Genomic DNA, 12,191 nt, shown 5'->3' on the forward strand with positions numbered 1-12,191 from the left:
CGAAGGATCGGGGATCACACCTCCAGCCGAACACAGCGCCAAGCGCCCTTCGACAGGCTCAGGATGAGGGGCTACTGCAAAGGAATGGGAGCGCCCCCCCTAGCCCCAGTCGCGGCGCATGGTGGCCATGCCGTTGCGGCGGCCGAGTTCCTCGTAGCCGGCGGCCTCGTAGACCCGCAAGGCCGGCTCGTTGTCGAGCTCGACCTTCAGCGTCACCGAGATGGCGCCGAGATCGCGGGCGGCCTGTTCGGCCAGCGCCGCCAGCTGCGCCCCGGCGCCGCCGCGGGCCGCCTCCTCGACGAAGACATAGACGAGGTGGCGCACCTCCGGCCCGATGCCGACCCGCAGGGCGAAGAAGCCGACCTCGCGGCCGGTCGCGTCGACCAGGTAGAAGGAGGCGTCGTCGGCCTCGTTCAGCCATTTCTCCCGCCATTCCAGCGGGTCGAACGGATGCTTGGCGTTGGGATTGACCAGGGCGAGGTCGTCGGCCTCGACCAGCAGCCGGGCGAGCGGTGCCAGGTCGAAGGGCGCATTGGCGCGAAGGGCAAGGTCGGACACGGGCGGCTCCATGGCGGTGTCGTCAGGGAAGTTGGGCGCGCCCCTCGCACGGACCAGCCGCCGTTTCAACCGCCTGAACGCCCGAAACCGGCCGCTCGAAGCGTCCCGGAAGCAGTCCCCCTCCGGCGTCATCCCCGGGGCCTGACCCGGGGACCCATGCCAAACCCTCACCACCGCCGCCAACGCTGACGACGGCACCACCGGCCGTCAGCGCGGAACGGCGCCGTCCATCATCGCGGCATTGTTCTCCCAGCGGGCGCTGCGCACCTCGTCGGACGGCGTCGCGCAGGCGCCCAGCATCAACAGGGCAAGAAGGGGAAGGAATTTCATCGGGTCGGCTCCTGAAGGAAAACTATCGGCAGAGTTCGGCGAGATGCCAGCCGCCGGCCGGACTCGCCACGTCGGCGATCTTCCAGCCGGCCGGTGTCTCGGTCACGGTCCAGACAATCGCCTGCGCCTGTTCGAAATTGCTGAACCGCGCCGTCACCTCCACCGCGTCATCGCCGGTCGGAGTACTTGCGAGCGTCAGCGTCTCGGTCACTTCGGTGTCGACGAAATCCTGCCCGTCGATGACGAAGGAGAAGTCGAGGCATCCGATGTCGCCACCGGCCGCCTCGGCTTCGTGCCGCTCCAGGGTCTCCCGCGCGGCGCCGGTGAAACGGTCCGACTCGCGCTCGGCGTCGAAGGGCGGCGTATAGAAGGCGCGCCCCGCCGCCTCGGCGCCGGGATCGGCGGCGGCGGGCAAGGCCGGGGCGAGGATTGTGAGCGCCGAGAGGAGGCGGAGGAAGCAGGCGGATGCGGTCATCGGGGCGGTCCGAAGGAGGAATGTCGCGCAATCTCGCCCGGCGCCCTGCCCCTGTCCAGCAGCATCGGCGGCGGCGCCCCGGTCAGTGCGGGTTCTGTCCCGGCACGATGCCGCCGGCCGGCGTGTCAGCCATCACCGAGGGCGTCACGCCGTTCACCAGCGGCTGAGCCGATGCCTTGCCGTAAACGCTGCCCACGCCGTAGAGCCACGGCAAGCCGGGGCTGTAGGGCCGCAGCACGACGCGCCCGTCCGGCAGCACGACACGGCGCGACTGCTGCTTCTCGCGCTCCGACAGGCGCACGCCCACCGGCTCCTGGGCGGCGGCCGGCAGCACCGGTGTCATGAGCGCGGTGGCAAGGAGAGCGGCAAGCATGCGGCGCATAGTGGGAGTCCTTCCTGTTTCGATACCGGCCACAACGCGCAAGCGGCCATCCGCGTTGCAGGCCATCAGTCGGAGATCTGCCCCGGCACGATCCCGCCCGACGGCGTCCCGCGATCGGCGGAGCTGTTGGCCGAGCGCGTGCCCTGACAGCCGGCCGCGACCAGAAGCACGCAGGCGGTGGTGATGGTAAGAATTCTTCGCATGACGGTCTCCGGCAGGTTGGATCTGCTCGCAGAACGGTCCGGCCCCGCCGGAGTTGCCGCGATGTGACGCACGCCTGCGTGAACGGCGCCCTCAGCGCTTGCGGGCGAGCACCAGATGTCCGGGCGCCGGTTCGCCCTCCTGCCGACGCACGACGATCGACGTCGCCTCCAGCGTCTCGAAGCCATGTGCCGCCATCCGGTCGCGCACGTAGCTCTCCTTGTGGTGAAAGCGCTGGTGCGGCCCGACCATGAAGTCCCGTGCGCCAAAAGTCGCGTCCGGCATGGTCTCGGTCGAGAAGCCGAAGATGCCGCCGCCGCTCATTCGCGCCGAGGTCGCGGCAAACAGCGGATCGAGCCCGCCAAGATAGGGCAGCACGTCGGTCGCCACGACGAGATCGAAGGGCTCGGGCTCGTCGAATTCCTCCAGGAAGCCGACCGCCTCGCCGATATAGAGATGATCATAGACACCCTTGTCGAAGCAGGTCTCGATCATGCCTTCCGACAGATCGACGCCGATCAGCGTCGCAATCCGGTCCCGCAGCGCCTCGCCGGCCAGGCCCGTTCCGCAGCCGAGATCCAGCGCCCGCTCATAGGGTCCCGGCGCGACCGCCGCCAGCCGCTCGGCGATGAGGCCCGGCACGCCATAGCCGAGCTGGCGCACCAGGATGTCCTCGAAATCGTCGGCATGCTGGTCGAACAGCGTCGCCACATAGGCGTCGCCCGCCGAGGCCGGCGTCTCGCCCTCGCCCATCGCCGCCATCCGCACGGCGGCGCCGGCATGGTCGTCCGGATCGAGCGCCAGGCAGCGGCGATACGCGTCGGCCGCAGCAGTGCGGTCGCCGGCCTTCTCCAGCGTCAGCGCCTCTTCATAGGCTTCGGCCAGGGCCGCCTCGTCGATGGGGGTGTCGCTCATTGCCGCTCCTATGGGTGTCGCGGTGCCTCTTAGGGCAAAGTTGAGGCCGGCGACAGCCGACCCGCATGGCTCTGTGGATCAGACGGCGGCCGTGCCGCTGCCCAGTTCGTTCACGAGGGCCAGCGCCGCGGCGGCAATCCGCGCCGCCGGCATGCTGCAGAAGATCTCCGGCATCCCGTCGATCTCGTCGGCCTGCGCCGCCGCCTCGTCGCTCAGCGGCACATGGAAGAAGCCGAAATTGCGCACCCCGAGCGCATCGGCGTTGAAGGCCAAGCGGTAGAGCGTGTCGTTGCAGAGATAGCCGCCCGCATCCGACGACCATTCGAAGGACACGCTGGCGCCGCGCAGTGCCGATGTCACGGTCTCCCATGGCATCCGGCAGGCGAGCGCCTCCGGTCCGTCGAGCACCGCCGGCCCGGCGGGAAACGCGCCTGTCGCATCGGCCTGTCCGAGCTTGCGGCGGTTGCGGGCGACCCGTTCGATGCGCAGCCGCTCGGCCCGCTTGTGCAGACCGAACAGGACGACGCTGGTCGGTGCCAGGGTCTCGATCAGGGTTCGCAGGCGCGGCCAGCTCGTTTCCCACTCCACCGGCAGGACGGCGGCGCGAAACGCTTCACCGTGGCGCGGGTCGGATTCGAGGGTTCGCACCATCGCTTCCGTCGGATTGTGGGGCGCACCGGGGAAGGAGGAAAATCCGCAAACGAGTATTTTCATTTGAGATGAATGCCTTGGGAAGAGCCCGCCGATCGCGGCGTCGATCCGTCTTTACAGCGGGTTTTGGATGGTGGAAGCTGTATTGCCTGTCCCGAAATGGCACGCGACACGCGCCCTGAATACGTCGCTCGTCGGGCCGGAAACGGGATAGCAATGAAGGAGGCTTCGGGCAATCTCGCGAACAAGGGTCATGGACGAACTGCGTATCGGAGGCGCATCCTCCGGGTGGTCTGCGGTACAATTTCAGGCCACGATGTATCGGTTCCTTTCCTAGTCAAGACTTGCCTGCCACCGCCAAACGGCGACTCGTAATGCCAGGATAAGGGATACCGACGATGGCACAGACCGGTACGGTCAAGTTCTTCAATACCGAAAAGGGCTTCGGCTTCATTAAGCCCGACGATGGCGGCGCGGACATCTTCGTCCATATCTCCGCCGTTCAGGCCTCCGGCCTGCCGGGGCTCGAGGAGAACCAGAAGGTCTCCTACGACACCGAGCCGGACAAGCGCGGCAAGGGTCCGAAGGCCGTTAATCTCGCCGCAGACTGAACTCGTCTCACGGTAGTCGCGGTAGGCTTCCCCCTGCCGCCTCATCGTGAGACCTAGACTGGGAAAGCCCGTTACGCGTTTGCGCCGGGCTTTCCTTTCCAGGCACCAATCCTGTACCAGTTCGATACGGAAACGTCTGGCACGCCACGTGCAAGGCCACACCCGAACGCCAGCAAAAGGCGAAAACGGGAGTGCAATCCATGTCTCAACGCCACCGAGAGGCCCGCGCCAGATCCAGCCATATCGCTGTGATCGCCAGCCTCACCGCCATGTTCCTCGCAACAGCACCCGCCAGCGCCCAGACCTATCTCGATGGCGGCGGCGGCAGCAGTTCGCGACCGCAGTCCAGCGACCCGACAGGTGGCTTCCTCGACGGCGGCGGTCCCCTGCAGCCCCGGCGCGGAGTCCGGAACGGCCAGCGCCGCGACGGATTTCTCGACGATGGCGGGGGGATCGGCAGACGACCCGACATCTTCTTCAGGTCAGGCGGTGATCGTGAATTCCTGAGGGACGGCGGATCGATCCGCACGCCGGCCGATATCGTCTATTCCTACGAGCGGGAAGAGTTTCTCGAAGACGGGGGTTCGGTCGTCGTCGAACCGGACATCCTGATCGACGACCGGCGCCTGCGTCGCGGTCGCGGCTGGCGGGAGGTCGCGGCTCCGAGGACCGTCCAGCGCTCGTCCGGCTCGTTCACCGTCATCACCAGTGACCTTGGCGACCGCGGTTACGGCTCGGCCACCCAAGTGTCTGGAAAGAGCGCGAACCGGATGCGAACGAAAGCGAAGATCATCGACGTCGAGAGTGCGCGGCTCGACCGCCGGCCGATGCCGGCCTCCGGCGTGGAGGTCATCTACAAGATCGGCGGGCCGCAGATCATCCGGATCGCCCCCGGATATGGTCAACGCGTCGCGGCGCTCGCAACCGACAGCGCCGACGTGCCTCGGCCAACTGCGCGTGCCGAACCGAAACGGATCGATCGCGCCGCCCCCTGGACCCGCGAATGGCTGGACCGCTGCACGAGCGAGCATGAGAGCTTCGACCCCGACTACGGGACCTATGTCGACGCACAGGGTCAGTCGCAGTTCTGCGACTGACGGAGACGAGGAGCCAGGCGCCTCAGGTCAGGAACGGATTGCCGCGGCGCTCGTCGCCAAGGCGTCCGCCGGGCCCGTGGCCGCAGATGAAGCCGACATCGTCGCCGAGCGGAAGGACCTTGTCCTTGATCGAGGCGATCAGCGTCGCATGGTCGCCGCCGGGCAGATCGGTGCGGCCGATCGAGCCGGAGAACAGAACGTCGCCGGCGTGCAGGAATGCGGCGGTCCGGTTGTAGAAGACGACATGGCCCGGTGCATGTCCCGGCGTGTGCAGTACCTCGAAGCGATGGCCGGCAAAGGTAAGCGTCTCGCCCTCCTCCAGCCAGCGGTCCGGCGTGCAATTGCGGACCGCGCCCGGAATTCCGAACATCCGCGCCTGTTCTGACAGTCCCGCCAACAGGAAAGCATCGGCCTTGTGCGGGCCGACGATGTCGACGCCGAGGCGCTCCTTCAGCTCCATCGCCCCGCCGGCATGGTCGATATGGCCGTGGGTCAGCCAGATCGCCTCGATGGCAATCCCGGCCTTCTCGATGGCCTCCACGATCCGGTCGACGTCACCGCCGGGATCGACCACGACGCCGACCTTGTCCTCGGCATCGAAGAGGATGCAGCAATTCTGCTGGAATGGCGTGACGGGAACGATCTGGGCGTTGAGTGTGGTCACGGGGGCCTCGGGCGTCGGTTGCTGTGCCCGGCTGTTAACGCGGGGCAGACGGCGGAGGCAAGCATGCGACCGGCCGCAGCGAGTGCCGCGGCCGGAAAGCAGATGGTGTAAAGCAGAGGGTGTTCCGCCTATTCGGCGGCGGCGCGCTGGGGCTGCACCACGGCGGTATAGTCCTCGACCAGCCGGCGCGTCGTCTCGCCCGGCGTGAAGCGCCATTCGGCGATCTCGGACACCGGCGTGACCTCGGCGGCCGTGCCACAGAGGAAGCACTCGTCGAAATCGGCCAGTTCCTCGGGCATGATCGCCCGCTCGCGCACTTCGATGCCGCGGCGCTTGGCCAGTTCAATCACCGTGCGGCGGGTGATGCCGTCGAGGAAGCAGTCCGGCGTCGGCGTGTGGATGATGCCGTCCTTGACGAAGAAGACGTTGGCACCGGTCGCCTCGGCCACCTGGCCGCGCCAGTCCAGCATCAGCGCGTCGGCATAGCCCTTGGCCTCGGCCGCGTGCTTGGAGATGGTGCAGATCATGTAGAGGCCGGTCGCCTTGGCCTTCGACGGCGCGGTGCGCGGATCGGGACGGCGATATTCGGCGAGGTCCAGGCGGATGCCTTTCATCCGCTGCTCCGGATCGAAATAGCTCGGCCACTGCCAGATGGCGATCGCGACGTTGATCCGGTTCTTCTGCGCCGACACGCCCATCATCTCGGACCCGCGGAAGGCGATCGGACGGACATAGGCATCGGTGAAGCCCTGGCGCACCAGGAGTTCGTTCGTCGCCGCGTCGATCTCGTCGGCGCTGTAGGGAATCTCGAACCCGATCATGCGGCCCGATGCGATCAGCCGCTCGGTGTGCTCGCGCAGCTTGAAGACCGTGCCACCATAGGCGCGCTCGCCTTCGAACACGGCGCTGGCGTAGTGCAGACCATGGGTGAGAACGTGGACCTTGGCGTCTTTCCACGGCAGGAACTCGCCGTTGTACCAGATTTCGCCGTCAAGCTGGTCGAATGGAACACTGCTCATGGTTGTCGACGCCTGTCCCGGCGTCCTCCCTATCCGTGGTGTAACGGCGATCGGCTTCTGACCGATTCGTGGCTTGTCTGCCGACTGCGTCCGGTCTTCCCTGACGCGGACAGCCCGAAGCCGACAATGGGCCGGGAGGGGAATGGTCGCAAGCGACGGTTTCCACTCTCGCAGGCAAGGTGTAACAATGGAACCAAATTACGTCAACACTGCTGACCTAAATTATGGATGCCGCCCTGACCTCCGATGATCGCGTGCCGGACGCCGAGGACGCGATCGTGCGAGAGCCGCTGCCCACTCGGGGCGAGCTCGATTTTCGCATGATCGAGCTGCTGTTCTTCGCCTATCGGGAATTCACTACGGACGCGGACTCGATCCTGATGCGCTATGGTTTCGGCCGGGCCCATCACCGGGTGCTGCATTTCGTCAACCGCGATCCGGGGATGACCATCGCCGAACTCCTCGACCTGCTCCAGATAACCAAGCAGTCGCTGTCGCGAGTGTTGCGCCAGTTGATCGATGGCGGCTTCGTGCGGCAGATGCCCGGCGTCGAGGATCGGCGCCAACGCTGCCTGTTCCCGACCGAACGCGGGCGCGAGCTGACGCTGGAACTGTCGCGGGCGCAGGCGCGGCGCATCGAGGTGGCGCTGGGCAATACCTCGCCGGGCGATGCCGGACCGATCGGCGCTTTCCTGATGGAGATGGCCGACGATCGACCGACGACGCGCGAGTGGTTCAGGAAAAAGGGCATCGACCGAAAGGAGCCGCTATGAGCGAGATGACGGAGACGAAGGCGGTGCCGCGGCAGGCCCCCTCGCCGCTCGGCGACGATGCGCCCCATATCCTCGTCATCGACGACGATCGCCGGATCCGCTCGCTGCTGCTGCGGTTCCTCAGCGAACAGCAGTTCCGGGTCTCCGTGGCCGCGGATGCCGCCGAGGCGCGGCGGATCCTGGAAGGGCTCGACTTCGACCTCCTGGTCGTCGACGTGATGATGCCCGGCGAAAGTGGGATCGAGCTGGTCCGATCGCTGCGCACCAACCGGCAGGCGCCGGTGCTGATGCTGACGGCGCGCTCGGAGACCGAGCATCGCATCGAGGGCCTGGAAGCCGGCGCCGACGACTATCTGGCCAAGCCCTTCGACCCGCGCGAATTGCTGCTGCGGGTCAACAACATCCTGCGGCGCGGCAGCCAGGCGCCGATCCAGAAGCTCGAGCATATCCGCTTCGGTCCCTTCACCTTCTCGCTTTCCCGCTGCGAACTGAAGCGCGGGGGCGAAATCATCCGCCTGACCGACCGAGAGAAGGCGATGATGTCGCAATTCGCCGGCAATCCGGGCGAGACGATCCCCCGGCAGGATCTCCTCGGCGACGAAACCGAGGTCGGCGAGCGTACCGTGGACGTCCAGATCAACCGTCTGCGACGCAAGATCGAGGGCGATCCGGCCAACCCGCTCTGGCTGCAGACCGTGCGCGGCATCGGCTATCGCCTGAACACGGACTGAGCAGGCCATGTCGGTTCTCGGACGGCTCATGCAGCAACGGCCCCGGTGGAACCCGTTCCGCCGCGATGCGACGACTGCGCAGGAGACCGGCCGGAGCTGGCGCATCGGTCGGCTCCCGTCGCTCGACATCTGGCGGGGCCCACTGCGGCCGATCCCGCGGATCATCCAGCGCTATATGCCGAAGGGCCTCTATGCCCGGTCGCTGATCATCATCATGGCGCCGGTCGTCCTCCTGCAGTGCGTCGTCACCGTGGTGTTTATGGAGCGTCACTGGCAGCTCGTCACCCAGCGCCTGTCGGAAGCGGTGGTGCAGGATATCGCCGCGATTACGGCACTGGTGCAGACGCGGCCGCCCGGCTCGGACTACAGCGATATCATCCGCATCGCGCGCAACAATCTCGACCTCAACGTCTCGGTGCTGCCCGCCGAGCCGCTGCCCCCGCCTGCCCCGAAGCCGTTCTTCAATATCCTCGACGGCATTCTCAGCGAGGAACTGACCCGGCAGATCGGCCGCCCCTTCTGGATCGACACCGTCGGCAATTCCAAGATCGTCGAGATCCGCATCCGGCTGGACGACCGGGTCATGCGGATCTTCGCCACGCGCAACTCCGCCTATGCGTCCAACACGCACATCTTCCTCGTCTGGATGGTCGGTACGTCGCTAGTGCTGATGATCATCGCCGTGCTGTTCCTGCGAAACCAGATCCGGCCGATTCAGACCCTGGCGGCCGCGGCAGAAGGCTTCGGCCGCGGCCAGCCGATGCCGCCGGACTTCCGGCCCCGCGGTGCGTCGGAAGTCCGGCGCGCATCGCTCGCCTTCATCCAGATGCGCGACCGGATCGAACGGCAGATGGAACAGCGGACCGCCATGCTGACTGGCGTCAGCCACGATCTGCGGACGATTCTCACCCGCTTCCGGCTGCAGCTGGCGCTGCTCGGCGAAGGCGAGGACCGGGACGAACTCAACGCGGACGTCGACGAGATGCAGCGCATGCTGGAAGGCTATCTGGCCTTCGCCCGGAACGAGGCGGCCGAGGAGATCGGCGAACTCGATCTGGCCCCGATGCTGACCAAATTCCGCAACGAAGCCAAGCTCAAGGGCAAGCATCTGGAACTGGTGATCGACGGTGACCCGCGCATCGCGGTGCGACCGGATTCCTTCACGCGCATGGTGACCAACATTGTCACCAACGCCATGCGTCACGGCGATCACGTCAAGGTCGCGGCGACCCACGAGGATCGCTGGCTGACCATCACGGTGGAGGACGACGGGCCGGGCATTGCCGCCGAACAGCGCGAGGAGGTGTTCAAGCCCTTCGTACGGCTCGACACCGCGCGCAACATCGACAGCGGCGGCACCGGACTGGGGCTTGCCATTGCCCGTGACATCGCCCGCAGTTTCGGCGGCGACATCCTCTTGTCAGATTCCAAGCTCGGCGGGCTGCGGGCACTGATCCGCGTCCCGGCCTGACCGATCGCCTCAGTAGAGGCGGCCGCCCTCGGGGACCTGTTGGCTCGGGCCGATCAGCACGACCTCGCCATCGGCGTCCGGCACGCCGAGGGTGAGCACCTCTGACATCATCGGGCCAATCTGGCGCGGCGGGAAGTTGACGACCGCCAGCACCTGCCGGCCGACCAGTTCTGCGGGCTCGTAGTGCCGGGTGATCTGGGCCGAGGATTTCTTGCGCCCGAGCGGCGCCCCGAAATCGATCGTCAGCTTGATCGCCGGCTTGCGGGCCTCGGGGAACGGCGCCGCCTCGACGATGGTGCCGACACGAATGTCGACCTTCATGAAGTCGTCGAAGCCGATCTGCGCGGATGGCGTGTCGTCTTTCTGGGCGCTCACACGCTACTCCTTCGACAGAGCTTCGGCGCGGTCGCGCGCCGCTCGCACAGCCCGCTCCATCAGCGGGGCCAGCCCGTCCTCGGCCATCAGAACGTCGAGAGCCGCCTGTGTGGTGCCATTCGGCGACGTCACGTTCTGGCGGAGCGTCGCCGGCGTCTGGTCCGAGCGGATCATCAGTTCGCCGGCGCCGGCGACCGTATGGCGGGCCAGCCGCATGGCGAGATCGGCCGGCAGTCCGGCCGCCTCGCCCGCCTGCGCCAGGCATTCGGCCAGATGAAAGACGTAGGCCGGACCGCTGCCGGAGACCCCGGTCACGGCGTCGATCAGCGTTTCCGCCTCGACCCACTCTACCGGCCCGTTGGCCGACAACAGATCGTCGGCTGTCTCGCGACCTGCCGCATCGACCCGCTCATTGGCGAAAGCACCGGTCACGCCGCGGCCGATGAGCGCCGGCGTATTCGGCATGGCCCGCACCACCGGATGCGCGCCGAGCAGCGCCTCGATGGCGGCGATGGTCGTACCGGCGGCGATCGAAACCACGAGACTGTCCGATGTCAGCGCATCGCGCAGGTCCGGCAGCGCCGCGCCCATCATCTGCGGCTTCACAGCCAGCAGGGCGACGTCGAAGGTCTCCTGCGGCACGGACGTGGCGTGACGCACGCCGTAGCGTTCGATCAGCGGCCGCAGCGTATCGCCGACCTTCGGATCGACCACCAGCACCCGGGCCGGATCGAGACCCTTGTCCAGCCAGCCCCCGAGGAGAGCCGCCCCCATGTTGCCGCCGCCAAGGAGCAGGATGCGCTGGGCCGCCATTGCCATATCAGGCCTCGCCCTGGGTCTCGAAGAGCGCGCAATCCAGCGCCTCCTGCGCCGTCTTGTCGGCCCAGATGACGAACTGGAACGCCTGATAGAACCGCTCGCAGCTTTCCAGAGCACTGGTCAGCATGCGCTCGGCCTGCTGGCTGGTCGGCTCCGCACCTCCGGACAAAAGCAGTGCATGGCGGAACATCACCGCATTCTCGTTCTGCCAAAGGTCGAAATGGCCGACCAGGAGCTTCTCGTTGATCGAAGCGAGGAGTTGCAGGACCTCGGCGCGGCGGTGCGCCGGAATGCGAAGATCGAACGCGCATCCCAGATGCAGCGCCTCGATATCCTCGACCCAGGAGAAGGAAACCGAATAGTCGGTCCAGACGCCTGCGACAGCGACCGCAAGCTCGTCGTCGCAGGAACGTTCGAATGCCCATTCCCGCGCAGACGCAACCCATTCGATCATGTCGACCGGGTTGGATTGGCGCAGTGTGGCAAGTTCAGTCAATTGCATGGTGAGTCCCCGTATTCGCATCGGCGGGATCACCATTTGCCGCAACGGCTCCCACCGGGAGTGAGACACCGCTCCGTGTCGAATCACCCTTATGAATCAGCATATAGACGGGGAGTCGCCGGCTTAAGGGGATTAAGGAATTATTCACCACTCGGTGGATTCATGCGGGATCGCCGGCCGCCGGCGGCGAGTCTTAAGCGACTCTCGGCAAAGGCTTTTCGGGCGCATTGAGCAACGCCCGAAACCTGTTGATAGGCTGTGGAGAACTCGGCTGGACGCTCAGTTGGCGTCGCCGGTTCCGGCCATGCGGGCTTCCAGATCGGCAAGCCGCTTCTTCAGAGCCTCGTTTTCCGTGCGCGCCTTCACCGCCATGTCGCGGACCGCTTCGAACTCTTCGCGCTGCACGAGGTCCATCTGGTTCAGAAGCCGCTCGCCCTGCGCGCGGAAGACGGTCTCCATCTCGCGGCGCACGCCCTGCGCGGCACCTGCAGCATCGGTCATGACGCGGGCGAACTCGTCGAGCATCCGGTTGGGGCCTTGGCGGCCGGGGCCTGTCCTGGACATGAATGGGTCTCCGTTTTGCGCCATTGCGCGTTCTCTTCGGGGTTGAGGTAGAG

The 12,191-nt window shown here is 66.6% G+C and carries 18 protein-coding genes; 5 read left to right on the forward strand and 13 right to left on the reverse strand.

From position 1 onward, the window contains the following. Window positions 1-99: 99 nt before the first annotated feature. The 7 genes from N7I30_RS00610 to N7I30_RS00640 all read right to left on the reverse strand — a co-directional run bounded on the left by N7I30_RS00610 (window position 100) and on the right by N7I30_RS00640 (window position 3,575). Complete coding sequence (locus N7I30_RS00610; RefSeq protein WP_024352081.1) at window positions 100-558, reverse strand: GNAT family N-acetyltransferase; 459 nt, start codon at window positions 556-558, stop codon at window positions 100-102. Window positions 559-765: 207 nt separating this feature from the next. Continuing rightward, the gene (locus N7I30_RS00615) at window positions 766-888 is read right to left on the reverse strand and encodes a hypothetical protein (protein ID WP_266102081.1); all 123 of its coding nucleotides are present in this window, start codon (window positions 886-888) and stop codon (window positions 766-768) included. Window positions 889-910: 22 nt separating this feature from the next. Continuing rightward, a complete protein-coding gene (locus N7I30_RS00620) occupies window positions 911-1,363 on the reverse strand; it encodes a hypothetical protein (RefSeq protein ID WP_277027638.1) in 453 nt (150 codons plus the stop codon). An 82-nt stretch (window positions 1,364-1,445) separates the two neighbouring features. Next, entirely contained in the window at window positions 1,446-1,745 is a 300-nt protein-coding gene (locus tag N7I30_RS00625; protein ID WP_024352083.1) for a hypothetical protein, read from the reverse strand. 65 nt (window positions 1,746-1,810) lie between these two features. Further along, on the reverse strand, window positions 1,811-1,948 hold the full coding sequence (locus N7I30_RS00630; RefSeq protein WP_155898565.1) for a hypothetical protein: 138 nt from the start codon (window positions 1,946-1,948) through the stop codon (window positions 1,811-1,813). 91 nt (window positions 1,949-2,039) lie between these two features. Continuing rightward, the gene (locus N7I30_RS00635) at window positions 2,040-2,861 is read right to left on the reverse strand and encodes a class I SAM-dependent DNA methyltransferase (RefSeq protein ID WP_498636043.1); all 822 of its coding nucleotides are present in this window, start codon (window positions 2,859-2,861) and stop codon (window positions 2,040-2,042) included. Between the two features lie 78 nt (window positions 2,862-2,939). Further along, window positions 2,940-3,575, reverse strand: coding sequence for a pyroglutamyl-peptidase I (locus N7I30_RS00640; RefSeq protein WP_187390508.1), 636 nt, complete (start codon window positions 3,573-3,575; stop codon window positions 2,940-2,942). A gap of 335 nt (window positions 3,576-3,910) precedes the next feature. On the opposite strand from N7I30_RS00640, the gene N7I30_RS00645 reads away from it, so the two are divergent. Continuing rightward, window positions 3,911-4,123 carry a cold-shock protein gene (locus N7I30_RS00645; RefSeq protein WP_040325802.1) on the forward strand — a complete coding sequence of 71 codons (213 nt, stop codon included), beginning with the start codon at window positions 3,911-3,913 and terminating at the stop codon, window positions 4,121-4,123. Between the two features lie 200 nt (window positions 4,124-4,323). After that, entirely contained in the window at window positions 4,324-5,220 is an 897-nt protein-coding gene (locus N7I30_RS00650; protein WP_498636046.1) for a hypothetical protein, read from the forward strand. Between the two features lie 22 nt (window positions 5,221-5,242). On the opposite strand, the gene N7I30_RS00655 is transcribed toward N7I30_RS00650, so the two are convergent. Together N7I30_RS00655 and N7I30_RS00660 are read right to left on the reverse strand one after the other, a co-directional pair. Continuing rightward, complete coding sequence (locus N7I30_RS00655; RefSeq protein ID WP_024350442.1) at window positions 5,243-5,884, reverse strand: MBL fold metallo-hydrolase; 642 nt, start codon at window positions 5,882-5,884, stop codon at window positions 5,243-5,245. A gap of 128 nt (window positions 5,885-6,012) precedes the next feature. Next, window positions 6,013-6,903, reverse strand: a complete 891-nt coding sequence (locus tag N7I30_RS00660) for a branched-chain amino acid aminotransferase (RefSeq protein ID WP_024350441.1) — start codon at window positions 6,901-6,903, stop codon at window positions 6,013-6,015. 224 nt (window positions 6,904-7,127) lie between these two features. Between N7I30_RS00660 and N7I30_RS00665 the strand changes: the two genes are divergently transcribed. From N7I30_RS00665 to N7I30_RS00675, 3 genes are all read left to right on the forward strand, one after another. Next, window positions 7,128-7,676 carry a MarR family winged helix-turn-helix transcriptional regulator gene (locus N7I30_RS00665; RefSeq protein WP_228239808.1) on the forward strand — a complete coding sequence of 183 codons (549 nt, stop codon included), beginning with the start codon at window positions 7,128-7,130 and terminating at the stop codon, window positions 7,674-7,676. Next, window positions 7,673-8,407, forward strand: a complete 735-nt coding sequence (locus N7I30_RS00670) for a response regulator (RefSeq protein ID WP_155898453.1) — start codon at window positions 7,673-7,675, stop codon at window positions 8,405-8,407. The genes N7I30_RS00665 and N7I30_RS00670 overlap by 4 nt, the downstream gene beginning before the upstream one ends. 175 nt (window positions 8,408-8,582) lie before the next feature. After that, entirely contained in the window at window positions 8,583-9,878 is a 1,296-nt protein-coding gene (locus N7I30_RS00675) for an ATP-binding protein (protein ID WP_498637084.1), read from the forward strand. 9 nt (window positions 9,879-9,887) lie between these two features. Here the strand turns inward: N7I30_RS00675 and N7I30_RS00680 are convergent, their stop codons facing one another. The 4 genes from N7I30_RS00680 to N7I30_RS00695 form a co-directional block, all read right to left on the reverse strand. After that, the gene (locus N7I30_RS00680; protein WP_024350437.1) at window positions 9,888-10,253 is read right to left on the reverse strand and encodes a tRNA-binding protein; all 366 of its coding nucleotides are present in this window, start codon (window positions 10,251-10,253) and stop codon (window positions 9,888-9,890) included. Window positions 10,254-10,256: 3 nt separating this feature from the next. Further along, window positions 10,257-11,072: a pyrroline-5-carboxylate reductase gene (gene proC, locus N7I30_RS00685; protein ID WP_228239807.1), complete on the reverse strand. Its 816-nt coding sequence runs from the start codon at window positions 11,070-11,072 to the stop codon at window positions 10,257-10,259. A gap of 1 nt (window position 11,073) precedes the next feature. Further along, window positions 11,074-11,574: a type III secretion system chaperone family protein gene (locus N7I30_RS00690; RefSeq protein WP_228239806.1), complete on the reverse strand. Its 501-nt coding sequence runs from the start codon at window positions 11,572-11,574 to the stop codon at window positions 11,074-11,076. 279 nt (window positions 11,575-11,853) lie between these two features. Continuing rightward, a complete protein-coding gene (locus N7I30_RS00695) occupies window positions 11,854-12,138 on the reverse strand; it encodes an accessory factor UbiK family protein (RefSeq protein WP_035694822.1) in 285 nt (94 codons plus the stop codon). Between the last annotated feature and the right edge of the window lie 53 nt (window positions 12,139-12,191).

Source organism: Aurantimonas litoralis, from assembly GCF_026153195.1.
Taxonomy (GTDB): domain Bacteria; phylum Pseudomonadota; class Alphaproteobacteria; order Rhizobiales; family Rhizobiaceae; genus Aurantimonas; species Aurantimonas coralicida.